General features: G+C 60.9%; 25 protein-coding genes. 23 read left to right on the top strand and 2 right to left on the bottom strand.

Annotation, left to right across the window (positions count from 1 at the left end):
• Positions 1-2: 2 nt before the first annotated feature.
• The 19 genes from yidC (at position 3) to cfaB (ending at position 20,905) form a co-directional block, all read left to right on the top strand.
• Positions 3-1,682, top strand: a complete 1,680-nt coding sequence (gene yidC / locus SA496_RS25915; protein ID WP_330114689.1) for a membrane protein insertase YidC — start codon at positions 3-5, stop codon at positions 1,680-1,682.
• 84 nt (positions 1,683-1,766) lie between these two features.
• Positions 1,767-3,134 carry a tRNA uridine-5-carboxymethylaminomethyl(34) synthesis GTPase MnmE gene (gene mnmE / locus SA496_RS25910; RefSeq protein WP_120653837.1) on the top strand — a complete coding sequence of 456 codons (1,368 nt, stop codon included), beginning with the start codon at positions 1,767-1,769 and terminating at the stop codon, positions 3,132-3,134.
• A 516-nt stretch (positions 3,135-3,650) separates the two neighbouring features.
• Positions 3,651-5,543, top strand: coding sequence for a tRNA uridine-5-carboxymethylaminomethyl(34) synthesis enzyme MnmG (gene mnmG, locus SA496_RS25905; RefSeq protein ID WP_280359830.1), 1,893 nt, complete (start codon positions 3,651-3,653; stop codon positions 5,541-5,543).
• Positions 5,543-6,190 (top strand): 16S rRNA (guanine(527)-N(7))-methyltransferase RsmG, encoded by a 648-nt coding sequence (gene rsmG, locus SA496_RS25900; RefSeq protein ID WP_120653839.1) that lies wholly within the window; start codon positions 5,543-5,545, stop codon positions 6,188-6,190. The genes mnmG and rsmG overlap by 1 nt, the downstream gene beginning before the upstream one ends.
• Positions 6,191-6,204: 14 nt before the next feature.
• Entirely contained in the window at positions 6,205-6,993 is a 789-nt protein-coding gene (locus SA496_RS25895; protein ID WP_120653840.1) for a ParA family protein, read from the top strand.
• A 9-nt stretch (positions 6,994-7,002) separates the two neighbouring features.
• Entirely contained in the window at positions 7,003-7,875 is an 873-nt protein-coding gene (locus tag SA496_RS25890; protein ID WP_120653841.1) for a ParB/RepB/Spo0J family partition protein, read from the top strand.
• A gap of 147 nt (positions 7,876-8,022) precedes the next feature.
• Positions 8,023-8,430 (top strand): F0F1 ATP synthase subunit I, encoded by a 408-nt coding sequence (locus SA496_RS25885; protein WP_120653842.1) that lies wholly within the window; start codon positions 8,023-8,025, stop codon positions 8,428-8,430.
• A 16-nt stretch (positions 8,431-8,446) separates the two neighbouring features.
• Positions 8,447-9,316 (top strand): F0F1 ATP synthase subunit A, encoded by an 870-nt coding sequence (gene atpB, locus SA496_RS25880; protein WP_120653843.1) that lies wholly within the window; start codon positions 8,447-8,449, stop codon positions 9,314-9,316.
• A gap of 191 nt (positions 9,317-9,507) precedes the next feature.
• A complete protein-coding gene (gene atpE, locus SA496_RS25875; RefSeq protein ID WP_003457994.1) occupies positions 9,508-9,765 on the top strand; it encodes a F0F1 ATP synthase subunit C in 258 nt (85 codons plus the stop codon).
• Positions 9,766-9,814: 49 nt separating this feature from the next.
• Complete coding sequence (locus SA496_RS25870; RefSeq protein WP_077527493.1) at positions 9,815-10,285, top strand: F0F1 ATP synthase subunit B; 471 nt, start codon at positions 9,815-9,817, stop codon at positions 10,283-10,285.
• A 12-nt stretch (positions 10,286-10,297) separates the two neighbouring features.
• Positions 10,298-10,834 carry a F0F1 ATP synthase subunit delta gene (locus tag SA496_RS25865; RefSeq protein ID WP_120653844.1) on the top strand — a complete coding sequence of 179 codons (537 nt, stop codon included), beginning with the start codon at positions 10,298-10,300 and terminating at the stop codon, positions 10,832-10,834.
• 21 nt (positions 10,835-10,855) lie between these two features.
• Entirely contained in the window at positions 10,856-12,400 is a 1,545-nt protein-coding gene (atpA, locus tag SA496_RS25860) for a F0F1 ATP synthase subunit alpha (RefSeq protein ID WP_120653845.1), read from the top strand.
• 52 nt (positions 12,401-12,452) lie between these two features.
• Complete coding sequence (gene atpG, locus SA496_RS25855; protein WP_120653846.1) at positions 12,453-13,313, top strand: F0F1 ATP synthase subunit gamma; 861 nt, start codon at positions 12,453-12,455, stop codon at positions 13,311-13,313.
• Between the two features lie 30 nt (positions 13,314-13,343).
• On the top strand, positions 13,344-14,720 hold the full coding sequence (atpD, locus tag SA496_RS25850) for a F0F1 ATP synthase subunit beta (RefSeq protein WP_028626997.1): 1,377 nt from the start codon (positions 13,344-13,346) through the stop codon (positions 14,718-14,720).
• Positions 14,721-14,763: 43 nt separating this feature from the next.
• A complete protein-coding gene (locus SA496_RS25845) occupies positions 14,764-15,189 on the top strand; it encodes a F0F1 ATP synthase subunit epsilon (RefSeq protein WP_120653847.1) in 426 nt (141 codons plus the stop codon).
• Between the two features lie 105 nt (positions 15,190-15,294).
• A complete protein-coding gene (gene glmU, locus SA496_RS25840; protein WP_120653848.1) occupies positions 15,295-16,659 on the top strand; it encodes a bifunctional UDP-N-acetylglucosamine diphosphorylase/glucosamine-1-phosphate N-acetyltransferase GlmU in 1,365 nt (454 codons plus the stop codon).
• Between the two features lie 142 nt (positions 16,660-16,801).
• Positions 16,802-17,569 carry a DeoR/GlpR family DNA-binding transcription regulator gene (locus SA496_RS25835; RefSeq protein ID WP_330114688.1) on the top strand — a complete coding sequence of 256 codons (768 nt, stop codon included), beginning with the start codon at positions 16,802-16,804 and terminating at the stop codon, positions 17,567-17,569.
• 15 nt (positions 17,570-17,584) lie between these two features.
• Complete coding sequence (gene glmS / locus SA496_RS25830; protein ID WP_120653850.1) at positions 17,585-19,420, top strand: glutamine--fructose-6-phosphate transaminase (isomerizing); 1,836 nt, start codon at positions 17,585-17,587, stop codon at positions 19,418-19,420.
• Between the two features lie 297 nt (positions 19,421-19,717).
• Positions 19,718-20,905 carry a C17 cyclopropane fatty acid synthase CfaB gene (gene cfaB, locus SA496_RS25825; RefSeq protein WP_330114687.1) on the top strand — a complete coding sequence of 396 codons (1,188 nt, stop codon included), beginning with the start codon at positions 19,718-19,720 and terminating at the stop codon, positions 20,903-20,905.
• Here cfaB and folE2 read toward each other — a convergent pair.
• Positions 20,893-21,783: a GTP cyclohydrolase FolE2 gene (folE2, locus tag SA496_RS25820; RefSeq protein WP_330114686.1), complete on the bottom strand. Its 891-nt coding sequence runs from the start codon at positions 21,781-21,783 to the stop codon at positions 20,893-20,895. The genes cfaB and folE2 overlap by 13 nt on opposite strands.
• 123 nt (positions 21,784-21,906) lie before the next feature.
• On the opposite strand from folE2, the gene dksA reads away from it, so the two are divergent.
• Genes dksA through SA496_RS25805 form a run of 3 tightly spaced genes read left to right on the top strand, consistent with a single transcriptional unit; the run spans position 21,907 to position 24,133 of the window.
• The gene (gene dksA / locus SA496_RS25815; protein ID WP_442965098.1) at positions 21,907-22,269 is read left to right on the top strand and encodes an RNA polymerase-binding protein DksA; all 363 of its coding nucleotides are present in this window, start codon (positions 21,907-21,909) and stop codon (positions 22,267-22,269) included.
• Positions 22,270-22,280: 11 nt separating this feature from the next.
• A complete protein-coding gene (gene zigA, locus SA496_RS25810; protein ID WP_330114685.1) occupies positions 22,281-23,489 on the top strand; it encodes a zinc metallochaperone GTPase ZigA in 1,209 nt (402 codons plus the stop codon).
• The gene (locus SA496_RS25805) at positions 23,489-24,133 is read left to right on the top strand and encodes a DUF1826 domain-containing protein (protein ID WP_330114684.1); all 645 of its coding nucleotides are present in this window, start codon (positions 23,489-23,491) and stop codon (positions 24,131-24,133) included. The genes zigA and SA496_RS25805 overlap by 1 nt, the downstream gene beginning before the upstream one ends.
• A gap of 10 nt (positions 24,134-24,143) precedes the next feature.
• Here the strand turns inward: SA496_RS25805 and SA496_RS25800 are convergent, their stop codons facing one another.
• On the bottom strand, positions 24,144-24,491 hold the full coding sequence (locus SA496_RS25800) for an NADH:ubiquinone oxidoreductase (RefSeq protein WP_153919204.1): 348 nt from the start codon (positions 24,489-24,491) through the stop codon (positions 24,144-24,146).
• A gap of 79 nt (positions 24,492-24,570) precedes the next feature.
• On the opposite strand from SA496_RS25800, the gene SA496_RS25795 reads away from it, so the two are divergent.
• A complete protein-coding gene (locus tag SA496_RS25795) occupies positions 24,571-25,536 on the top strand; it encodes a CobW family GTP-binding protein (protein WP_153919200.1) in 966 nt (321 codons plus the stop codon).
• Positions 25,537-25,698: the final 162 nt, after the last annotated feature.

Genomic DNA, 25,698 nt, shown 5'->3' with positions numbered 1-25,698 from the left:
TCATGGATATTCAACGCTCGATCCTGATCGTCGCCCTGGCAATCGTGTCCTACTTGATGGTTCTGCAGTGGAACCAGGACTACGGCCAAGCTGCCCTACCGACCACAGGCACCAGCGCGATCACCGCGCAAGCGACCCTCCCGGACGACACCGCAAGCGCCAAGACCAGCGACGATGTGCCGACCGCCACTACCGCGGAACGCAATGAGCCGGCAGTCGCCCAGGTTGCCCCCAGCAGCGACCTGATCCGCGTTGAAACCGATGTCCTCAACCTAGCCATCGATCCGAACGGCGGTGACATCGTCCAGCTGACCCTGCCTAAGTACCCACGCCGCCAGGATCGTCCGGACGTTCCCTTCCAGTTGTTCGACAACGGTGGCGAACGCCTGTACCAGGCACAGAGCGGCCTCGTCGGCGCCAACGGCCCGGACGCGCGTGCCAACGGTCGTCCGCTGTACAGCGCGACTCAACGCAGCTACACGCTGGCCGAAGGCCAGGAGCAACTGGTAGTCGACCTCACCTTCAGCGAAGCCGGCGTCAACTACACCAAGCGCTTCACCCTCACCCGCGGCAAGTACGAGCTACAGGTGTCGTACAAGATCGACAACCAGAGCGCCCAGCCCTGGACCGGCAGCATGTACGCCCAGCTGAAACGTGACGCCAGCGCTGATCCGTCGTCCACCACCGCAACCGGCGTGTCCACCTACCTGGGCGCCGCCGTCTGGACCCCGGACGAGCCGTACAAGAAGATCTCCATGAAGGACATGGACAAGCAGGCCTTCAAGGAAAGTGTCCAAGGTGGTTGGGTAGCCTGGCTGCAGCACTACTTCGTGACCGCCTGGGTCGCCGACAAGGACCAGAACAGCACCGTCCAGACCCGCAAGGATTCAAAGGGCAACTACATCGTTGGCTTCGTAGGCTCCGCGTTGAACGTGCCGGCCGGTGCTTCCGCCGAAACTTCCGCAACCCTGTACGCCGGTCCTAAGACCCAGAGCCACCTGAAACAACTTTCCCCGGGCCTGGAACTAACCGTCGACTACGGCTTCCTGTGGTTCATCGCCCAGCCGATCTTCTGGCTGCTGCAACATATCCACAGCCTGCTCGGCAACTGGGGCTGGTCGATCATCGTCCTGACCATCATGATCAAGGGCGCGTTCTTCCCGCTCTCGGCCGCGAGCTACAGATCCATGGCGCGTATGCGTGCTGTATCGCCGAAGCTGCAGGCACTGAAAGAGCAGCACGGTGACGATCGCCAGAAGATGTCCCAGGCGATGATGGAGCTGTACAAGAAGGAGAAGATCAACCCGCTGGGCGGCTGCCTGCCAATCCTGGTACAGATGCCGGTTTTCCTGGCCCTCTACTGGGTACTGCTGGAAAGCGTGGAAATGCGCCAAGCCCCGTGGATGTTCTGGATCACCGACCTGTCGATCAAGGACCCGTTCTTCATCCTGCCGATAATCATGGGCGCGACCATGTTCATCCAGCAGCAGCTGAACCCGACTCCGCCGGATCCCATGCAGGCCAAGGTACTGAAGCTGATGCCGATCATCTTCACCTTCTTCTTCCTGTGTTTCCCGGCAGGCCTGGTGGTTTACTGGGTGGTCAACAACATCCTGTCGATCGCACAGCAGTGGTACATTACCCGGCAGATCGAGGCGGCCAGCAAGAAGGCAGCAGCCTGACAGCGACGCCAGTCAGCTTGAACAAGACGCCCCCTCTGGGGGCGTCTTGCTATCCGCAATCCGCAGACCCTCGGGTATCCACAGATGAATCCTGTCCGTGACACCATTGCTGCCGTCGCAACCGCCCAGGGGCGGGGCGGCGTAGGTATCGTCCGCGTTTCCGGGCCACACGCCGCACGTATAGCCGAGGCTATCAGCGGCCGCGCACCCAAGCCCCGCTTCGCCCATTACGGCCCATTCCTCGACGCCTCTGGTCAAACACTCGACCAGGGAATTGCTCTCTACTTCCCGGGTCCCAACTCCTTTACCGGTGAAGACGTCTTCGAGCTGCAAGGCCACGGTGGTCCAGTTGTGATGGACCTGTTGCTGCGCCGCTGCATGGAGCTCGGTGCGCGTCAGGCTCGCCCTGGCGAGTTCAGCGAGCGCGCCTTCCTGAATGACAAGCTAGACCTGGCCCAGGCTGAAGCGATAGCTGATCTGATCGAAGCCAGTTCAGAACAAGCCGCGCGCAATGCGCTGCGCTCGCTGCAAGGCGAATTTTCCAGGCGCGTGCATACGCTCACCGAGAAACTGATCGAACTGCGTATCTACGTAGAGGCTGCGATCGACTTCCCCGAGGAAGAGATCGACTTCCTCGCCGATGGCCATGTGCTTGGGCTACTGGATGGCGTGCGGGATAACTTATCCACAGTCATTCGCGAAGCTGGACAGGGGGCGTTGCTGCGCGACGGCATGAACGTGGTGATCGCAGGGCGCCCCAACGCCGGAAAATCGAGCCTGCTGAATGCCCTCGCGGGACGTGAAGCGGCCATTGTCACTGACATCGCCGGTACTACTCGCGACGTGTTGCGCGAACATATCCACATCGATGGAATGCCGCTGCACGTGGTGGATACCGCCGGCCTGCGGGACACGGACGACCATGTGGAAAAGATCGGCGTAGAGCGCGCGCTCAAGGCCATTGGAGAAGCGGATCGCGTGCTATTGGTGGTCGACGCCACAGCCCCCGAGGCTGCTGATCCCTTTGCCCTGTGGCCTGAATTCCTGGATCAGAAGCCTGACCCGGCCAGGGTCACCTTGATTCGCAACAAGGCCGACATTAGCGGCGAATCCATCGGCCTGGAAATCAGCGAGGATCGTCATGTCACCATCAGCCTTTCCGCGCGATCCGGCGATGGCCTGGAACTACTGCGCGAACACCTGAAGGCCTGCATGGGTTATCAACAAACCGCAGAGAGCAGCTTCAGCGCGCGCCGTCGTCATCTGGAAGCCCTCCGCCTTGCAGGCTCCTTCCTAGAACACGGTCGCTCTCAGCTCACCCTGGCAGGCGCCGGGGAACTGCTGGCAGAAGACCTGCGCCAGGCTCAGCAAGCCCTGGGCGAAATCACTGGCGCCTTCAGCTCAGACGACCTCCTCGGCCGTATCTTCTCCAGCTTCTGCATCGGCAAGTAAGCCGAACACCTTCCTTTTTATCCACAGACGACGCGACTGCCCGCTTTTTGGGCGGTCCGTCGCTGCCTGTCTGCTGAAAAATAGCGGTCCTGAACCCTGTTGATAAGTTACCGATAACCCAGTCCATAACCCTGGTGAAAACCAGAGGGATAAATCCCCTGTGCATAACCATGCATTAGGTGCACAGCTTTCTGACGGCATACACAACGGCTACTGGCAGGAATGTAACAGGATTATCATTCCCTGGAATACCCGACCTTGATGGCCTAGAGATACTTATCCACAGAAATGTGCTTCCCTAAGGTATAAACATAAGAACAAGCTTTTTAAAAAATTCTCCTCTTTTGTTTTCTTTTACCCACAAGGACATTTCCACAGATGGATAACTTTCCTGAAAAAGCGTCACGAGGGCAGACTGGCTATTTTTTGGCCAGAAGGCTTCAAGCGAATGGGCAAATTCCCCTATACTGTGCGGCTTTCTCTATTTCCCAGCCTTGAACAGGCACGAGGTGCGCGGTGGATTTCCCTTCCCGTTTTGACGTGATCGTGATCGGTGGCGGCCATGCCGGCACTGAGGCCGCCCTGGCAGCCGCACGCATGGGCGTGAAGACCCTTCTGCTTACCCACAATGTCGAAACCCTCGGCCAGATGAGCTGCAACCCGGCCATCGGCGGTATCGGCAAGAGCCACCTGGTCAAGGAAATTGACGCCCTTGGCGGCGCCATGGCGACCGCCACCGATCTGGGCGGAATCCAGTTTCGAGTCCTGAACAGCCGCAAAGGGCCGGCCGTACGTGCTACCCGTGCCCAGGCAGACCGCGTGCTCTACAAGGCCGCCATTCGCGAGATACTCGAGAACCAGTCGAACCTGTGGATATTCCAGCAGGCTTGCGATGACCTGATCGTCGAGAACGACCAGGTGAAGGGCGTAGTGACGCAAATGGGGCTGCGCTTCCTGGCAGAGTCCGTCGTCCTGACCACCGGAACCTTCCTCGGCGGACTTATTCACATCGGCCTGCAAAACTATTCCGGTGGCCGTGCCGGCGATCCGCCGTCCATAGCGCTGGCGCAGCGCCTTCGTGAGCTGCCGCTGCGCGTCGGTCGTCTGAAGACCGGCACCCCGCCGCGGATCGACGGACGCTCTGTGGATTTCTCGGTAATGACCGAGCAGCCCGGCGATACGCCCATTCCTGTGATGTCTTTCGTTGGCTCGAAGGAACAGCATCCACGCCAGGTAAGTTGCTGGATCACCCACACCAACGCGCGTACCCACGAGATCATCGCCAACAACCTCGACCGCTCGCCGATGTACTCCGGCGTGATCGAAGGCATCGGTCCGCGCTACTGCCCGTCCATCGAAGACAAGATCCATCGCTTCGCCGACAAGGACAGCCACCAGGTATTCCTCGAGCCGGAAGGCCTGACGACCCATGAGCTGTATCCCAATGGCATATCCACTTCACTGCCGTTCGACGTGCAGCTGGAGATCGTGCGCTCCATCCGTGGCATGGAGAACGCCCACATCGTCCGTCCCGGCTATGCCATCGAGTACGACTACTTCGACCCGCGCGACCTGAAGTACAGCCTGGAAACCAAGGTCATCTCCGGCCTGTTCTTCGCGGGCCAGATCAACGGCACCACCGGCTACGAAGAAGCCGGCGCCCAGGGCTTGCTCGCTGGCGCCAACGCTGCCCTGCGCGCCCAGGGCAAAGAAGCCTGGTGCCCTCGTCGTGACGAGGCGTATATCGGCGTGCTTGTTGACGACCTGATTACCCTGGGCACCCAGGAGCCCTACCGCATGTTCACTTCGCGCGCCGAGTACCGGCTGATCCTGCGGGAAGACAACGCGGACCTGCGCCTGACTGAGAAAGGGCGGGAACTCGGATTGGTCGATGACAAGCGCTGGGCGGCCTTCGAAGCCAAGCGCGAGGGCATTGCCGTCGAGGAACAGCGCCTGAAGAGCACCTGGGTTCGCCCTGGAACGCCGGAAGGCGAAGCGATTTCCCAGCGCTTCGGCACGCCGCTGGCCCATGAGTACAACCTGCTCAACCTGCTGAGTCGCCCGGAAATCGATTACGCCGGCCTGGTGGAAGTCACAGGCGGTGGTGCCGAAGACCCGCAAGTCGCCGAGCAGGTCGAGATCAAGACCAAGTACGCCGGCTACATCGACCGCCAGCAGGATGAGATCGCCCGCTTGCGTGCAAGCGAAGACATTCGCCTGCCCGAGGACCTGGACTACGCGAGCATTTCTGGCCTGTCCAAGGAGATCCAGCACAAGCTTGGCAACTCCCGTCCGGAAACCCTGGGCCAGGCAGGCCGTATTCCCGGTGTCACCCCGGCGGCAATTTCCCTGTTGCTGATTCACTTGAAGAAACGCGGCGCTGGCCGTCAGCTGGAGCAGAGCGCCTGATGTCCCTGGTTACCCAACGCCATGCTGACGAGCTGTCCCATGGCGCAAAGCAGCTTGCTGTCGAGCTGTCCCCGGAGAAACAGAAAGGGCTCCTTGCCTATCTGGCCTTGCTGATCAAGTGGAACAAGGCCTACAACCTGACTGCCGTGCGTGATCCCGATGAAATGGTCTCGCGTCATCTGCTCGATAGCCTCAGCGTGGTGCCACATGTGGCAACGCTTGGGGATAACTGGCTGGATGTCGGTAGCGGCGGAGGCATGCCCGGCATCCCGCTGGCCATCCTGTTCCCTGAGCGGCAATTCACTCTGCTCGATTCCAACGGAAAGAAGACACGCTTCCTCACCCAGGTGAAGCTGGAGCTGAAACTCACCAATCTCGAAGTTGTCCACAGCCGGGTCGAGGCCTTCACACCGGAGCAGCCATTCGATGGGATCGTTTCGCGTGCATTCAGCTCGCTGGAGGATTTCAGCAACTGGACTCGGCATCTGGGCGACGGCGAAACACGCTGGCTGGCCATGAAGGGACTGCACCCGGATGACGAGCTCCAGGCACTGCCGTCCGACTTCCACGTCGAGACCGCGCATCAGCTGGACGTTCCCGGTTGCCAAGGTCAGCGCCATCTGCTGATACTGCGCCGCACGCTATGAGGGGGAAGGTGGCCATGGCCAAGGTATTCGCAATCGCCAATCAGAAAGGCGGGGTCGGCAAGACCACCACCTGTGTCAACCTCGCCGCCTCGCTGGTTGCCACGAAGCGGCGCGTGCTGCTGATCGACCTCGACCCCCAGGGTAATGCGACCATGGGCAGCGGCATCGACAAGCTCGCCCTGGAGCATTCCGTCTACGACGTGCTGACCGGGGAGTGCGACCTGGCTACCGCCATGCAGTACTCCGAGCACGGCGGCTATCAGCTGCTGCCGGCTAACCGCGACCTAACCGCGGCAGAAGTGGCCCTGCTGGACATGCCGAGCAAGGAGCATCGGCTGCGCGAAGCATTGGCTCCGATTCGCGAGAACTACGACTACATCCTCATCGACTGCCCGCCTTCGCTGTCGATGCTGACGATCAACGCTTTGGTTGCCTCCGACGGCGTGATCATTCCCATGCAGTGCGAGTACTACGCACTCGAAGGCTTGTCGGACCTGGTGAACAGCATCCAGCGCATCGCCCACTTGCTGAATCCGAATCTGAAGATCGAGGGTCTGTTGCGTACCATGTACGACCCGCGCATCAGCCTGACCAACGACGTATCGGCGCAACTCAAGGCGCATTTCGGCGACAAGCTCTACGATGCCGTCATCCCACGTAACGTCCGCCTGGCTGAGGCTCCCAGTTTCGGCATGCCGGCCTTGGTCTACGACAAGCAATCCCGTGGCGCCATCGCCTATCTCGCACTGGCTGGTGAACTGGTCCGCCGCCAGCGCGCCAATGCTAAAACCGCTACCGCATAAGGAATCCGCATGGCCGCGAAAAAACGAGGTCTGGGCCGTGGCTTGGACGCCCTGCTAGGCGGCAGTACCGTCACCAAACTCGAAGAAGAAGCTGTCCAGGTCGATACCCGCGAGCTGCAACACCTGCCTCTGGACCTGATCCAGCGCGGCAAGTACCAGCCCCGCCGCGACATGGACCCTACGGCCCTGGAAGAACTGGCCCAATCGATCAGGGCCCAGGGCGTCATGCAACCTATCGTGGTGCGCCCGATCGGTTCCGGTCGTTACGAGATCATCGCCGGCGAACGTCGCTGGCGCGCTAGCCAGCAGGCTGGTCTGGACAAGATTCCGGCCATGGTCCGCGAAGTTCCGGACGAAGCGGCCATCGCCATGGCACTGATCGAGAACATCCAGCGCGAGGACCTCAATCCCATCGAGGAAGCCATCGCCTTACAGCGCCTGCAGCAGGAGTTCCAGCTTACCCAGCAGCAGGTCGCTGAAGCCGTCGGCAAATCCCGCGTGACCATCACCAACCTGCTGCGCCTGATTGGCCTGCCGGAAGAGATCAAAACCCTGCTTTCCCATGGCGATCTGGAAATGGGGCATGCCCGTGCACTGCTCGGTCTTCCCCTGGAACGTCAGGTGGAAGGGGCGCGACATGTTGTCGCACGCGGGCTCACCGTGCGCCAAACCGAGGCACTGGTACGGCAGTGGATGAACAGCAAGGAAAAAGCTGTCGAAGTGGTCAAGGCCGACCCCGATATCAGCAGGCTCGAACAGCGCCTGGCTGAGCGGTTGGGCGCTCCGGTGCAGATCAAGCACGGTCAGAAAGGCAAAGGACAACTCGTCATTCGCTACAACTCCCTCGATGAACTACAGGGTGTTCTGGCCCACATCCGCTGAAACATTTGGCGCTGTAGCGGCGGTCGGATTTCACTACCCGCCAGTTGAACGGGGGGGGTTCCCCCCCTATACTCTGCGCGCAATTTTGTCGGCACAAAGTATGCCAAGTCGTTGATTCCAGCGGCCGACTCCAGAGGACCTGCTGCGATGGATATCCGCACGCCAAACCGCCTGCCTTTCCATCGTGTACCGGTCTTTCCGGTGCTGCTGGTGCAACTGGTCGTCCTGCTGCTCGCTGCTGTCGTTCTCTGGCAGTGGCGCGGCACGGTAGCTGGATACTCTGGCTTGTGCGGCGGCTTGGTCGCCTGGGTGCCGAACCTGTATTTCGCCCGCAAGGCGTTCCGTTACAGCGGAGCCCGTGCTGCCCAGGCGATAGTCCGCTCTTTCTATGCGGGCGAAATGGGCAAGCTGATTCTGACGGCAGTGCTGTTTGCACTGACGTTTGCAGGTGTGAAACCTCTGGATGCGCCGGCAGTTTTCGGCGTCTTCCTGCTGACCCAGTCGGTCAGCTGGTTCGCGCCCCTGCTGATGAGAACAAGACTTTCGAAACCTTAGGGCGTTTGAGGCAAACATGGCAGAGCAAACCGCTTCGGGCTATATCCAGCACCACCTGCAGAACCTGACCTTCGGTCGTCTGCCCAATGGCGATTGGGGCTTTGCCCACACCGCCGAGCAAGCCAAGGAAATGGGCTTCTGGGCTTTCCACGTGGACACCCTGGGCTGGTCCATCGGCCTCGGCCTGCTGTTCGTAATCCTCTTCCGCATGGCGGCTAAGAAAGCCACTTCCGGCATTCCCGGCGGCCTGCAGAACCTCGTCGAAGTGATGGTCGACTTCGTCGACACCAACGTCAAAGACACCTTCCACGGTCGCAACCCACTGATCGCCCCGCTGGCGCTGACCATCTTCGTCTGGATCTTCCTGATGAACGCCATCGACCTGATCCCGGTGGACTGGATCCCGATGCTGGCCGTACTCATCTCCGGTGATTCGCACATTCCGTTCCGTGCCGTTCCGACCACCGACCCGAATGCCACGCTGGGCATGGCCTTCTCGGTGTTCGGCTTGATCATCTTCTACAGCATCAAGGTTAAAGGCATCGGCGGCTTCCTCGGCGAACTGACCCTGCACCCCTTCAGCAGCAAGAACATCTTCGTTCAGATCCTGCTGATTCCGGTCAACTTCCTGCTCGAGTTCGTCACCCTGATCGCCAAGCCCATCTCTCTGGCTCTGCGTCTGTTCGGCAACATGTACGCCGGCGAGTTGGTGTTCATCCTTATTGCCGTGATGTTCGGCGCAGGCATCCTGCTGCTGAGCGGTCTGGGTGTCGCACTGCAGTGGGCGTGGGCTGTGTTCCACATCCTGATCATCACCCTGCAGGCCTTCATCTTCATGATGCTGACCATCGTCTATCTGTCGATGGCGCATGAGGACAACCATTAATAACGCGCAGCGCATCAACTGACCTTCTTCCGAAAAGGAAGAAGGTGCCCGAAAGGCGAGAGGATGCGCTGTTTGTTTGAGATGGTTCCGGCTTCGGGCCGGAAAGCCCGCAAGGGCAGTGGGAACAAAACGATTTCGCTTTACCGCTTCACTTAAACCTTAACCAACACGACATAAAGTCGGGAGGAAAAATGGAAACTGTAGTAGGTCTGACCGCGATCGCCGTAGCTCTGCTGATTGGTCTGGGTGCCCTGGGTACCGCCATTGGCTTCGGTCTGCTGGGTGGCAAGTTCCTGGAAGGCGCTGCTCGCCAGCCGGAAATGGTTCCGATGCTGCAAGTTAAGATGTTCATCGTGGCCGGTCTGCTCGACGCCGTAACCATGATCGGCGTTGGTATCGCCCTGTTCTTCACCTTCGCTAACCCGTTCATTGCTCAGGTAGCCCAGTAATCCTCGATTTTCGAGGATTCGACTGACAACGAACGAGCGAGGTGTTGGCGTGAACATTAATGCAACCCTGATCGGCCAGTCCGTTGCGTTCTTCATCTTCGTACTGTTCTGCATGAAGTTCGTGTGGCCCCCGGTCATCACTGCTCTGCGTGAACGTCAGAAGAAGATCGCTGATGGTCTGGACGCTGCCAACCGTGCGGCTCGTGACCTGGAGCTGGCCCATGAAAAAGTGGGTCAGCAACTGCGCGAAGCCAAGGCTCAGGCAGCTGAAATCATCGAGCAAGCCAAAAAGCGCGCTACCCAGATCGTCGACGAATCTCGCGATCAGGCACGTGCTGAAGGCGAGCGCCTGAAGGCGCAAGCTCAGGCTGAGATCGAACAGGAACTGAACAGCGTCAAAGACGCCCTGCGTGCCCAACTGGGCAGCCTGGCCGTCAATGGTGCCGAGAAGATCCTGGGTGCCACTATCGATCAAAACGCGCACGCGGAGCTGGTTAACAAACTAGCAGCCGAAATCTAAGCGAGGGCGATCATGGCAGAACTGACCACGCTGGCCCGACCTTACGCCAAGGCTGCTTTCGAGTACGCCCAGGCCCATCAGCAGCTGGCCGCCTGGTCGGCCATGCTAGGCCTGGCCGCTGCGGTGTCGCAGGACGACACCATGCAGCGCGTGCTCAAAGCCCCGCGTCTGACGAGCGCAGAGAAAGCCAATGCCTTCATTGAGGTAGTTGGCGACAAGTTCGATGCCCAGGCACAGAACTTCATCCATGTCGTTTCCGAGAATGGCCGCCTCGTGCTGCTGTCGGAAATCGCCGAACAGTTCGAGCTGTACAAGGCCGAGCAGGAAAAGTCGGTAGATGTGGAAGTAACCAGTGCCTTCGCATTGAGCGATGAACAGCAAGACAAACTCGCCAAGGTTCTCAGCGCACGGCTCAGCCGGGAAGTGCGTCTGCACGCCGTGGAAGACTCCAGCCTCATTGGTGGTGTAGTCATCCGCGCCGGCGACCTGGTTATCGATGGCTCGGTTCGCGGCAAAATCGCGAAACTGGCCGAAGCGTTGAAATCTTGAGTTTGAAGGGGCAGCAGAGCAATGCAGCAACTCAATCCTTCCGAAATTAGTGAAATCATCAAGGGACGTATCGAGAAACTCGACGTCTCTTCCCAAGCCCGCAACGAAGGCACCATCGTCTCCGTTTCCGACGGCATCGTGCGCATCTACGGCCTGGCCGATGTGATGTACGGTGAAATGATCGAGTTCCCGGGCGGCATCTACGGTATGGCGCTGAACCTGGAGCAAGACTCCGTTGGTGCCGTAATCCTGGGCAAATACCTCGGTCTGGCCGAAGGTATGAGCGCCAAGTGCACCGGCCGCATCCTGGAAGTCCCGGTTGGTCCGGAACTGCTGGGTCGCGTCGTTGACGCCCTGGGCAACCCGATCGACGGCAAAGGTCCGATCAACGCTGCTGCCACCGATGCGGTGGAAAAAGTAGCGCCGGGCGTGATCTGGCGTAAGTCGGTAGACCAGCCGGTACAGACCGGTTACAAGGCCGTTGACGCCATGATCCCGATCGGCCGTGGCCAGCGTGAGCTGATCATCGGTGACCGTCAGATTGGTAAGACTGCCCTGGCCGTCGACGCCATCATCAACCAGAAAGACAGCGGCATCCGCTGCGTCTACGTAGCTATCGGTCAGAAGCAATCGACCATCGCCAACGTAGTTCGCAAGCTGGAAGAAAACGGCGCCCTGGCCAACACCATCATCGTGGCCGCCAGTGCTTCCGAATCCCCTGCTCTGCAGTACATCGCTCCGTACTCCGGCTGCACCATGGGTGAGTACTTCCGCGACCGCGGCGAAGACGCACTGATCATCTATGATGACCTGTCCAAGCAAGCCGTAGCGTACCGCCAGATCTCCCTGCTGCTGCGCCGTCCGCCGGGCCGCGAAGCTTACCCGGGCGACGTGTTCTATCTCCACAGCCGTCTGCTGGAGCGTGCTTCCCGCGTTTCCGAAGAGTACGTCGAGAAGTTCACCAACGGCGCTGTGAAAGGCAAGACTGGTTCCCTGACCGCCCTGCCGATCATCGAAACCCAGGCTGGTGACGTTTCCGCGTTCGTTCCGACCAACGTGATCTCCATCACCGACGGTCAGATCTTCCTGGAATCCGCACTGTTCAACTCGGGTATCCGTCCGGCCGTCAACGCCGGTATCTCGGTATCCCGTGTTGGTGGCGCGGCCCAGACCAAGATCATCAAGAAGCTCTCCGGTGGTATCCGTACCGCCCTGGCCCAGTACCGTGAACTGGCTGCGTTCGCGCAGTTCGCTTCCGACCTGGACGAGGCTACCCGCAAGCAACTTGAGCACGGTCAGCGCGTTACCGAGCTGATGAAGCAGAAGCAGTACGCGCCCATGTCCATCGCCGACATGTCGCTGAGCCTGTACGCCGCCGAGCGTGGCTTCCTGCAGGACATCGAGCTCGCCAAGATCGGCGCCTTCGAACAAGCCTTGATCGCCTACTTCAACCGTGATCACGCCGCCCTGATGGCGAAGATCAACGAGAAGGGTGACTTCAACGACGAAATCGACGCCGGCATCAAGGCTGGTATCGAGAAGTTCAAGGCCACCCAAACCTGGTAAGCCGCAGCGGGGGGTCGAAAGGCCCCCCGCCTGCTAACCCGATAGGTGTTACATGGCAGGCGCAAAAGAGATTCGCAGCAAGATTGCGAGCATCAAAAGCACGCAGAAGATCACCAGCGCCATGGAAAAGGTGGCGGTCAGCAAGATGCGCAGGGCTCAACTGCGTATGGCTGCCAGCCGCCCCTACGCGGAGCGCATCCGCCAGGTGATCGGTCATTTGGCCAACGCGAACCCGGAATACCGTCATCCCTTCATGATCGAGCGTGAAGTCAAGCGCGTCGGTTATGTCGTGGTGAGCAGCGACCGTGGTCTGTGCGGCGGCTTGAACATCAACCTGTTCAAGACTCTGGTCAAAGACATGGCGGGTTACCGTCAGGACGGCGTGGAGATCGACCTCTGCGTGATTGGTGGCAAGGGTGCGGCCTTCTTCCGCAACTACGGCGGCAACGTCGTTGCAGCCATCAGCCACCTCGGCGAGGAACCCTCGATCAACGACCTGATCGGCAGCGTCAAGGTCATGCTCGATGCATACCTGGATGGCCGTATCGATCGCCTGTTCGTGGTCTCCAACAAGTTCGTCAACACCATGACGCAGAAGCCGACCGTGGACCAACTGGTTCCGCTGGTGGCCGACCCGGATCAAGAGTTGAAGCATCACTGGGACTACCTCTACGAACCCGATGCCAAGGAGATCCTCGAAGGTCTTCTGGTGCGCTACGTGGAATCCCAGGTGTATCAGGCCGTGGTAGAGAACAACGCCTGCGAGCAGGCGGCACGGATGATCGCGATGAAGAACGCCACCGACAACGCCGGTGACCTGATCAGCAACCTCCAGCTGATCTACAACAAGGCGCGTCAGGCAGCGATCACTCAAGAGATTTCGGAAATCGTCGGCGGCGCTGCCGCGGTTTAAGACCGGTTCATATATTTAGAGGAACCAGATATGAGTAGCGGACGTATCGTTCAAATCATCGGCGCCGTTATCGACGTGGAATTCCCGCGTGATCAGGTGCCGAACGTATACGACGCGCTGAAAGTCAGCGGCGTCGAAACCACCCTGGAAGTTCAGCAGCAGCTGGGCGACGGCGTGGTTCGTTCCATCGCAATGGGTTCGACCGAAGGCCTCAAGCGTGGCCTGGACGTTTCCAACACTGGCAAGGCCATCTCCGTCCCGGTTGGTAAAGCAACTCTGGGCCGCATCATGGACGTGCTGGGCAACCCCATCGACGAAGCCGGCCCCATCGGCGAAGAAGAGCGCTGGGTTATCCACCGCGACGCTCCGTCCTACGCTGAGCAGGCGGGTGGCAACGAGCTGCTGGAAACCGGCATCAAGGTAATCGACCTGGTCTGCCCCTTCGCCAAAGGCGGTAAGGTCGGCCTGTTCGGTGGCGCCGGTGTAGGCAAGACCGTAAACATGATGGAACTGATCCGTAACATCGCGATCGAGCACAGCGGTTATTCCGTGTTCGCTGGCGTGGGTGAGCGTACTCGTGAGGGTAACGACTTCTACCACGAGATGAAGGATTCCAACGTTCTGGACAAAGTGGCCCTGGTATACGGCCAGATGAACGAGCCGCCGGGCAACCGTCTGCGCGTTGCACTGACCGGTCTGACCATGGCCGAGAAGTTCCGTGACGAAGGTCGCGACGTTCTGCTGTTCGTCGACAACATCTACCGTTACACCCTGGCCGGTACCGAAGTATCCGCGCTGCTGGGTCGTATGCCGTCCGCTGTGGGTTACCAGCCGACCCTGGCCGAGGAAATGGGCGTTCTGCAAGAGCGCATCACCTCCACCAAGACCGGTTCGATCACCTCCATTCAGGCCGTATACGTTCCTGCGGACGACCTGACCGACCCGTCCCCGGCGACCACCTTCGCCCACCTGGACGCCACCGTCGTACTGTCCCGTGACATCGCCTCGCTGGGTATTTACCCGGCAGTTGATCCGCTGGACTCGACCTCCCGCCAGCTGGACCCGCTGGTGATCGGTCAGGACCACTACGAGACCGCTCGTGGCGTCCAGTACGTTCTGCAGCGTTACAAGGAACTGAAGGACATCATCGCGATCCTGGGTATGGACGAACTGTCCGAAGCGGACAAGCAGCTCGTTAACCGTGCTCGTAAGATCCAGCGCTTCCTGTCCCAGCCGTTCTTCGTTGCCGAAGTCTTCACCGGTTCCCCGGGTAAGTACGTGTCGCTGAAAGACACCATCGCTGGCTTCAAAGGCATCCTCAACGGTGACTACGACCACCTGCCCGAGCAGGCGTTCTACATGGTCGGCGGCATCGAAGAAGCCATCGAGAAAGCGAAGAAACTGTAACCCCCTGAGCGCCCGGCAACGGGCGCTTACGTGAGGCAAGCGTATGGCTATTACTGTCCATTGCGATATCGTCAGCGCCGAAGCGGAGATCTTCTCCGGTCTGGTGGAGATGGTGATTGCGCACGGCCACCTGGGCGATCTGGGTATCGCTCCGGGTCACGCCCCGCTGATCACCGACCTCAAGCCGGGTCCGATCCGCCTGGTCAAGCAGGGTGGTGAGGAGGAGGTGTACTACATCTCCGGTGGTTTCCTCGAGGTCCAGCCCAACATGGTGAAGGTCCTGGCCGACACCGTGCTACGCGCCGGCGACCTGGACGAAGCTGCTGCTCAGGAGTCCCTCAAGGCTGCTGAGAAGGCCCTCCACGAGAAGGGCGCGGAGTTCGATTACTCCGCCGCCTCCGCTCGTCTGGCCGAGGCCGCAGCGCAACTGCGTACCGTCCAGCAGATCCGCAAGAAGTTCGGCGGCTAAGGCCCAAGGCTTCATTGTGGATAAGTAAAAGGGTAGCCTTGGCTACCCTTTTTCTTTTCCGGTTTTCCGGTTTTCGCTTACCAGCCTGATTCGGTGATCCTCTCCATGTCCCTCGATATAGTCATCCTCGCCGCTGGCCAGGGCACGCGCATGCGTTCGACCCTGCCCAAGGTCCTGCATCCCGTGGCCGGCAAGGCCATGCTCGGTCACGTCATCGATACCGCGCGCGAGCTCGAGCCCAAGGGCGTCCATGTGGTGATTGGCCACGGTGCTGAAACGGTACGCGAGCGACTGGCCGCGGACGACCTGAATTTCGTCTTGCAGGCCGAACAACTGGGCACTGGCCATGCCGTCGCCCAGGCCCTGCCGGAGCTTTCTGCCGAGCGAGTGCTGATCCTTTACGGCGACGTACCGCTGATCGAGGTGGAGACGCTGCAGCGCCTGCTGGAGAAGGTGAAGGACGATCAGCTTGCCCTGCTCACAGTGGACCTGCTCGATCCCACCGGCTACGGCCGCATCGTCCGTGATGCTGCGGGCGTGGTGAAGGCCATCGTCGAGCACAAGGATGCAACCCCCGAGCAGCGCGCCATCTGCGAAGGCAACACAGGCATCCTCGCCGTGCCTGGCAAGCGCCTGGCCGATTGGCTTGGACGGCTCTCCAACAACAATGCCCAGGGCGAGTACTACCTCACTGACGTCATTGCAATGGCAGTGGCGGACGGCCTGGTAGTGGCCACGGAGCAGCCCCATGACGCAATGGAAGTGCAGGGCGCCAATGACCGCATCCAGCTGTCTGAACTCGAGCGCCATTTCCAGAAGCGCGCTGCCCGCCGCCTGATGGCGCAGGGCGTGACCCTACTGGACCCCGCCCGCTTCGACGTGCGTGGCGAAGTGAAAGTAGGCCGCGATGTGCTCATCGACGTGAACGTCATCCTCGAAGGCCGTGTGGTGATCGAAGACGGTGTGCAGATCGGCCCTAACTGCGTCATCAAGGACAGCACCCTGCGTCGTGGGGCAGTGGTCAAGGCCAACAGCCACCTGGAAGGCGCCGAACTGGGTGAGGGCGCCGATTGCGGTCCCTTCGCGCGTCTGCGTCCGGGGGCGGTGCTGGGCGCGAAGGCCCATGTGGGTAACTTCGTCGAGCTGAAAAACGCCGTGATGGGCGAGGGCGCCAAGGCCGGTCACCTGGCCTACCTGGGCGACGCCGAGATAGGCGCGCGCACCAACATCGGTGCCGGCACCATCACCTGTAACTACGACGGTGCCAACAAGTTCCGCACTGTCATGGGGGAGGATGTGTTCATCGGCTCCAACAGCTCGCTGGTTGCACCGGTCACTTTGGGCGATGGCGTCACCACCGGTGCAGGCTCTACCATCACTCAGGACGTACCGGCTAACACCCTGGCTGTAGGTCGCGCCAAACAGCGCAATATCGAAGGCTGGAAGCGTCCGGTGAAGATCAAGAAGTAGTCTGTGGAAAACCAGGGTTGTGGATAGCTCACGACCCGAACAAAAAGGCGGCCCAGGCCGCCTTTTGTCGTTTTCGGGGTTGACGCGAAAGCTTCGTTAGGTTCTGATTCGCGCCATTATCTTTCGAAACGAAACTTCTTAGATGACGAAACGCAACACGCCTCAGCGCCGCCACGCGATCCTTGCAATGCTCGACGAGCAGGGCGAGGTGAGTGTCGACGAGTTGGCCAAGGCTTTCGCCACTTCCGAAGTGACTATCCGCAAGGACCTCACCGCCCTCGAAAAGAACGGTTTGCTGCTGCGTCGCTATGGTGGTGCCGTGCCGATGCCGCAGGAACTGATCGGCGAAAACAACCAGCCGGTGTCGTCCTACAAGCTAGCCATCGCCCGAGCGGCCGTCGGCTGCATACGCGAGCACGCGCGCATCATCATCGACAGCGGCAGCACCACTGCCGCCATGATCCCGGAGCTTGGGCACAAGCCGGGTCTGGTCGTGATGACCAACTCGCTCAACGTCGCCAACGCCCTGCGCGAACTGGAGCATGAACCTGTGTTGCTGATGACGGGTGGCACGTGGGACCCGCATTCCGAATCGTTCCAGGGCCAGGTAGCCGAGCAGGTCTTGCGCTCCTACGATTTCGATCAGTTGTTCATTGGCGCCGACGGTATAGACCTGCAGCGCGGTACCTCCACCTTCAACGAACTGCTAGGCCTCTCGCGGGTCATGGCCGAGGTGGCGCGCGAGGTGATCGTCATGGCCGAGTCCGACAAGGTCGGCCGACGCATACCCAACCTGGAGCTGCCCTGGAGCAGCATTCATACCCTGATTACCGATGAGCGCCTTTCTACCGAAGCGCGCGAACAGATAGCCGCGCGTGGGGTCAAGCTGATCTGCGCGCGCTTAGATTGAGATAGGAGAACAGTCATGTGTGGCATCGTTGGCGCCATCGCCGAGCGTAATATCACCCCAATCCTGGTCGAGGGCCTGAAGCGCCTTGAGTACCGTGGCTATGACAGCGCCGGTGTCGCGGTCTACACCAACGACGGTGCGCTGGATCGCCGCCGCCGAGTAGGCAAGGTGTCTGAACTGGAGCAAGCCCTCGCTGAACAACCCCTGCTTGGCCGTCTGGGCATCGCCCACACCCGCTGGGCCACTCACGGTGCCCCCAGCGAGCGTAATGCTCACCCGCACTTCTCCGGCAACCAGCTGGCGGTTGTCCACAACGGCATCATCGAGAACTACGAAGCCTTGCGTGAGCAGCTCAAGGCGCTGGACTACGTGTTCACCTCGGATACCGACACCGAAGTCATCGTGCATCTGCTGAATCACAAGCTGAAAACCATCCCTGACCTCGCCGATGCGCTCAAGGCCGCCGTGCCGGAGCTGCATGGCGCCTATGGCCTGGCGGTTATCAGCGCCAGTCAGCCGGACCGCCTGCTCGCCGCCCGCAGCGGCAGCCCGTTGGTGATCGGCCTGGGTCTGGGCGAGAACTTTCTAGCTTCCGACCAATTGGCCCTGCGCCAGGTCACCGACCGTTTCATTTACCTGGAAGAGGGCGACATCGCCGAGATCCGCCGTGACAGCGTGCAGATCTGGGACGAGCAGGGTCGTGCCGTGCAGCGTGAGCAGGTGCAGTATCACGAAGGTGCCGAAGCTGCCGATAAGGGCGAGTACCGCCACTTCATGCTCAAGGAAATCCATGAGCAGCCCAAGGTCGTCCAGCGCACCATGGAAGGCCGTCTCGGCGCTGACCATGTGCTGGTGAACGCATTCGGGCCGCGTGCGGCTGAGCTCTTTGCCAAAGTGCGCAATGTGCAGATCGTCGCCTGCGGCACCAGCTACCACGCCGGCATGGTCGCGCGTTACTGGCTAGAAGACCTGGCCGGTATCCCCTGCCAGATCGAAGTGGCCAGCGAGTTCCGTTACCGCAAGGTAGTGGTCCAGCCGGACACCCTGTTCGTCACCATTTCCCAGTCCGGCGAAACCGCCGATACCTTGGCCGCCCTGCGCAATGCCAAGGAACTGGGTTACCTGACCAGCCTGGCCATCTGTAACGTTGGTACCAGTTCCCTGGTGCGCGAATCCGACCTGACCCTGCTGACCCAGGCAGGTCCGGAAATCGGTGTCGCTTCTACCAAGGCCTTCACTACCCAGCTGGTTGGCCTGTTGCTGCTGACGCTGTCGCTCGGCCAGGTGCGCGGTACCCTGGAAACTGGCGTCGAAGCCCATCTGGTGGACGAACTCCGTCGCCTGCCGACTCGCCTGGGCGAAGCCCTGGCAATGGACAAGACCATCGAGAAAGTGGCCGAACTGTTCGCCGAGAAGCACCACACGCTGTTCCTTGGCCGTGGCGCGCAGTATCCGGTGGCGATGGAGGGATCGCTGAAGCTCAAGGAAATCTCCTACATCCACGCTGAAGCCTATCCGGCCGGCGAGCTCAAGCATGGCCCGCTGGCGCTGGTGGACAGCGATATGCCGGTGGTCACCGTTGCCCCAAACAACGAGCTGGTGGAGAAACTCAAGTCCAACCTGCAGGAAGTTCGAGCCCGGGGCGGCCAGCTGATCGTCTTCGCCGACGGCGAAGCCGGCATCGACAATGGAGAGGGGACTCACGTGGTGGCCATGCCGCACATCGACGATGTACTGACGCCGATCCTCTATACCATCCCGCTGCAGCTGCTGTCCTACTATGTCGCCGTGCTCAAGGGCACCGACGTTGACCAGCCGCGCAACCTGGCGAAATCGGTAACCGTGGAGTAACGCGGTTTCTGGTTGAATGACGGCGCCCCTTGGGCGCCGTTTCTATTTTGGGCAATAGGTGAAGGATTCAGCCTCCCGCTTGGGGGTGGGAACATATGTCCAAGCGGTATCACGAATGCAATGCAAAGCCGCTTGAATCGTTGCCGTGTTCAGGAGGTCAAACCTGCTGAGCGGGCCGGAATGCCGGATTGAAGGTGCTTGCGGCCGGCGCTATCGAGAGAAACTATCAACTCGATAGCCTGACAACTTTATAGGTTGGTCTACCTTTCCAGTGTTCTTGGTGAAGGAGGAGTTCCTATGCTTGCGCAACTTCCGCCGGTCATCCGCGATCTGAAATTACCCCTGCGGGTGCTGCTCTGGGACGGCAAGGAGATCGAACTTGGCCCCAACCCCACCGTGACCATGAGGGTGAAGGATCCCAGCGTGGTCTCCTTGCTGGCGCGACCCAGCCTCGACACTCTGGGAGCCGCCTATGTGGAAGGACGTCTGGAGCTGGATGGGCCGATCCTGGAGGTGATTCGCGTCGGCGATGCACTGAGCGAGGCGATGATCGGCAAGGAGGATGAGTCGGTGCCGGCGCGCCAGTCCCACGACAAGGCCACCGATGCCGCTGCCATTTCCTACCACTACGACCTGTCCAACGATTTTTACGCTCTATGGCTCGATCGGGAGATGGTTTACTCCTGCGCCTATTTCCCCACCGGCACCGAGGACCTCGGGACTGCACAGCTGGCCAAGCTACACCACCTCTGCCGCAAGCTTCGCCTCAAGGCTGGCGAGTACCTGCTCGATGTCGGCTGTGGCTGGGGTGGGCTGGCGCGCTTCGCCGCACGCGAGTATGGCGTTCGTGTATTCGGCATCACGCTGAGCCGTGAACAGCTGGCCCTGGCGCGTGAGCGGGTGAAGGCCGAGGGGCTTGAGGGCCAGGTCGAGCTGGAACTGCTGGACTATCGCGACCTGCCGCAGGATGGCCGCTTCGACAAAGTGGTCAGCGTCGGTATGTTCGAGCACGTAGGTCATGCGAATCTGCCGGTGTACTGCCAGCGCCTGTTCGGCGCAGTACGCGACGGCGGGTTGGTGATGAACCATGGCATCACCGCCCGGCATCCCGACGGTCGCCCAGTCGGCCGCGGCGCCGGGGAATTCATCGACCGCTACGTATTCCCCCATGGTGAGCTGCCGCATCTGGCCACCATGGTGACCGAGCTGAGTCTGGCTGGAATGGAAGTGGTGGATGTGGAAAGCCTGCGGCTGCACTACGCGCGGACCCTCGAACTCTGGAGCGCCAATCTGGAAGCCAATCTTGCCAAGGCCTCCAGGCTGGTGCCCGAACAGGCGCTGCGTATCTGGCGGCTGTATCTGGCGGGTTGCTCCCATGCCTTCCAGAAAGGTTGGATCAATCTGCACCAGATCCTCGTGACCAAGCCCCATGCAAATGGCTCCCATGAGTTGCCCTGGAGCCGCGCCGACCTCTACCCCGGATAGCGCCAGGCATATTCGGCGACGGCGTCGTGCGCGTGGAGGCTCTCTGCGTGCACGACCCGTAGTCGGAACCCCTCCTGCCAATCCTGCTGTTGCAATGCGCTGCCCAGGCGCCTGGCGGCATCCTCGCAGAACATCAGATTTTGGCCGTTGGCCAGGGCGAAGGCCTGTTCGTCTGCGCGCCTGACTGCGGTCTGTACAGCTGTGCCGAGTGCGGCTTCCGCCAGGTCGGCCAGGCGCCGAAGCGGCATGGTTCCCTCAGCGCCCAGGCGCAGCCAGATCGTGGCATTGCTGCGCTGGCTATGGGGCGTTGCGACGATTCCTTCACTACTCCCCAGCCAGGCAAGAACCTGTTCCGGGTCCAGTTCGTGGCCGGAAAAATCTTCGGCGAAGCGCTGCTGGATCAATTGTCGGGCCAGGGCTGCTGAGCACGGGCAAGTGGAGGAATAGGCCAACTGCAATTGAAGTTCCACGTGAAACCCCCATGGATCCTGGCGTGCACAGACTTCGAAGGGATAGCTCTTCCAGCCAGCTAGTTGGCTCACCAGGGCCGGACGCTGCAACAGAACCTCCCCATGCAGCCGCAAGCTGGCACTGGAGGACAAGCCCCGGTGGCTGTCGAGGAAGCGATCCAGGACCCGGTGCAGCTGCTCAGCGGAGACCTCCTCCTGCTCCAGTTCCTCCAGTGCCAGATAGAGACGCGACATATGGATGCCACGGGCGCTGCCGTCATCCAGGCTGACCCCGGCATCGACGCGGGCGGTAATACGCTGCCCTTCCAGCAAAATTGGTTGGGCGATACCGCACATGCCGACCCAGTTCAGGGGGAGGGAGAGGGAGGCACTTTCGGAGGCTACATCCGGCAAGACGATGGCATTCATCGGGAGGCTCTTGAAAAGAATGAACAATGTTATGTTATAACAAATTAAGCATTGAAGATCGCCACCATGCCAGACATTTCCCTCAGCCGCGAAGAACTCCTGGCCCAGCCTGCCGAGGCCTATATGAACCGGGCACAGCGGACGTTCTTCCGCAACTTGCTGGAACGCCAGCGCGAAGAACTGCGTCAGCACATCGACAGTGAATTTGGCGCCCTGCGAGAAGTCGAGCCCGTCAGCGACGCCCTCGACCTCGCCAGCCGGGAGGAACAGCGCCTCTGGCAACTGCGGCTACTGGAGCGGGACAAGCGGCTGCTGGACAAGATCGACGACGCCCTGGAACGTCTGGCCAGGGGCGATTACGGCTGGTGCGAGGAGAGCGGCGAGCCCATCGGCTTGCGCCGGCTGCTGTTGAGGCCAACCGCAACCCTCTGCCTCGAAGCCAAACAACGCCAGGAACTCAAAGAACGCCACCAGCGCCCCGCCTGAAGGACACCACCATGGACACACGCCTCCCCGTCACCCTGCTTTCCGGCTTCCTCGGCGCCGGCAAGAGCACATTGCTCAACCACGTGCTGCGTAATCGAGAGCGATTGCGCGTGGCCGTGATCGTCAACGACATGAGCGAGATAAACATCGACGCCAGCGAGGTTCAGCGCGATGTCAGCCTGAACCGTGCGGAGGAGCGCCTGGTGGAGATGAGCAATGGCTGCATCTGCTGCACCCTGCGCGAAGACTTGCTGGAAGAAGTCAGCCGGCTGGCCCGCAAAGGTCGCTTCGATTACCTGCTGATCGAATCCACTGGCATCTCCGAACCGTTGCCCGTGGCTGAAACCTTCACCTTCCGCGACGAGCAGGGTCGCAGCCTCTCCGACCTGGCGCGCCTCGACACCTTGGTAACGGTCGTGGATGGGGTGAACTTCATGCGCGACTATCAGGCTGCTGAAGACATCGCCAGCCGTGGTGAATCTCTTGGGCCGGATGATGAACGAGCGATCAGCGACCTGCTGATCGAACAGGTGGAATTCGCTGACGTGCTGCTGATCAGCAAGGCCGACCTGATCTCCAGCGCCGAGCGTGACGAGCTGACCGCGATCCTGCGCCACCTCAACCCGGGTGCCGAAGTCTTGCCAATGGTGATGGGGCAGGTGGACCTCAGGCGCTTGATCGATACCGGCCGCTTCGACTTCGATCGCGCCGCCCAAGCGCCGGGCTGGCTGAAGGAGCTGCGAGGAGAGCACAAGCCTGAAACCGAGGAGTACGGCATCGCGTCCACGGCCTACCGCGCGCGACGCCCCTTCCATCCCCAGCGCTTCTTCCGCTTTCTCGACCGCCAGTGGAGCAATGGCCGTCTGCTGCGATCGAAGGGCTACTTCTGGCTGGCCAGCCGTTACCGCGAGGCGGGCAGCTGGTCCCAGGCAGGTGGATTGATGCGCTACGAGCTGGCGGGTTCCTGGTGGCGCTTCGTCCCCCGCGAACGCTGGCCCCAGGACCAGGAAGAACTGCACAGCGTCATGCAGCACTGGACTCCGGATGTGGGTGACTGTCGCCAGGAACTGGTATTCATCGGGCAGGGCATCGACTTCGAACGTATGCGCGCCGAGCTGGACGCCTGCTTGCTGGATGACGAGGAAATGGCGCAAGGACCGCAAGGCTGGTCGTTGTTGCCTGACCCTTTCGACCCCTGGCATGTCGGGGAGCTCGCCTGATGTTGGTGAACCTGTCGAGCTGCCCGCCCCGGCAGCTACAAGGCGACAGCCCGGATGTTCTGGCGGAGGTGCTGCGGGACGAGGTCAACCTCGCCATCTGGCAACGCCAGCTTCCACCGCATGTCCAGGGCTTCGCCAATAGCCTGCTGGGCTTGGGCGAACCGCTGGCCGAGTCCCTGTGCATTGAGCTGCAGGAGGGTTACGACAGCCCTGAACTCCCCACCCTGGCTGCCGGATTCGCCGATCTGGAGGGCTATCAGGGCTTCGTCGCCGACGTTGGCTGGCTGGTGCGGGCCTTCGCCTGCCTGGTGGACGCGCGACGCATTGGGCTGCGCCTGCGCCGCCTGGACAGGGCCATGTGCCCGCGCTTTCACGTCGATCATGTGCCGCTACGGTTGATTACCACCTACGTGGGGGCTGGTAGCCAATGGTTGCGGGACGGTGCAATGTCCCGTTCAGCTCTGAGCGATCCGTCCGCTGAACCGGCTGGGGATGTGGATAACCAGCAGTTGGCTGCGGGTCACGTGGCGCTGTTCAAGGGCGAGAAGTGGCTGGGCAATGAAGGCCGTGGAATTATCCACAGGTCGCCCCAGCTTACGCCCGGAGAAAGCCGCTTGCTGCTCACGCTGGATTGGCTGGGGTAGGTGCGAAGCCCTATTCCCACTTTCCCTGGCTCTGGGTTTCGCAGAAAGGCTTCAGGTAGCGCGCATCGCTGGCGACGCCGTAGTAGTGGATGTCCTGGCGGTACAGCTGGTTGCTGACCTTGGCATTGCGACAGACGCCAAAAGCGCCGCTGGGGCAGTTATCCACAAAGCTCACCTCCACTTTCTGCCCTTTCATTTCCGGCTTGCAGAAGCCGTCACGAAAGAGTTGCGGCGGGATGCTACGGTTCTCCTGACAGAGCTTCACGTCCAGTCCATCGCCCTGGCTGTGGACAACACAGGCTTCGGCATGGGCTTCGACTGAGAGCAACAGCAGCAAAGGCAGCAAACAGGCGCGCATCGGAGGTCTTCCAGAACATGAAGGCAGCGACTCTAGCACGGCGCTTTCTAAGCGGGTTGTGAGCAAGCACCATATCCCAATGCTTACTCACATCCCTACCCATCTCATCGCCGGGCCCTTGGGCGCCGGCAAGACCAGCCTGATCCGTCAGTTGCTGGCACAACGGCCTGTCCACGAACGCTGGGCGGTCTTGATCAACGAATTCGGCCAGATCGGCCTGGACGCGGCACTGCTGGCCAGCAGCGACGACGGCATCGCCATGGCCGAAGTAGCAGGCGGCTGTGTCTGCTGTGTCAACGGCGCGCCCTTCCAGGTTGGGCTGGGCCGGCTACTGCGCAAGGCGCGGCCGGACCGGCTGCTGATCGAACCCTCCGGACTCGGACACCCTGTCGAGCTACTGCGACAGCTACGCGAACCGCCGTGGGAGGGCGTTTTGGCGCTACAGCCGAGCGTCATGGTGCTGGACGCGGCGGCGCTGGCTACGGGCCAGCTACTGCCAGACAGCCAGCGGGAGGCGCTTCTGGATGCTGGCTTAGTGCTACTAAACAAGGCCGAAGACCTGGATTCGGCTATCTGTGAACAACTTGCCGCAACATTGCCAAGTGTTCCCCGGCTGTGGACGACGCACGGCATGCTAGATATCCAGAAGCTTCCAGGAATCCATGCACAATCTGGAAAAGCTGTTGGTATCAACGACTTACCAACAGGTGTGGATAAACAACCGATTCTGTGGAGAAATTCTGCCGAACCGGTCTGCCAGATACAGGCCGGTGATGACGGTTGGAGCATCGGTTGGCGTTGGCATCCGAGCCAGCGATTCGATCCGATCCGCCTGCAGACTTGGCTGGCCAGCCTGCCCTGGCGCCGCGCCAAGCTGGTGGTGCAGACCAGCGCTGGCTGGCTGTCCGGCAACGCCCTGGGAGGCGCACCGATCCATTGGCAGGCCAGCGAATGGCGCAAGGATTCGCGATTGGAACTGATATTCGCCGGTCCCCAGGACGAGGCGGCGTTGAAGGCTGGAATGGCGGCTTGCCGGTTGGGCTGAGAGATGGTCTGTGTATCGCCGGTGTCGATTCGCCTGCCCGGGCTCGCAGGATGAAACCGCTTGGGTAGGGTGCGCTGTGTGTTCAGCCGGGGGATATAGGTGACAGGTGCCGGTCCAGGCCAAACGAACTTAGCTGCCCCGTTCAAAGCAAAAGCGCGAACC

Origin of the sequence: Pseudomonas sp. JS3066 (assembly GCF_036328175.1) — a bacterium.
In the GTDB taxonomy this organism is placed as follows: domain Bacteria; phylum Pseudomonadota; class Gammaproteobacteria; order Pseudomonadales; family Pseudomonadaceae; genus Metapseudomonas.
The sequence above is the reverse complement of the archived record's forward strand: the minus strand, read 5'-3'. Positions and strand labels throughout refer to the sequence as shown.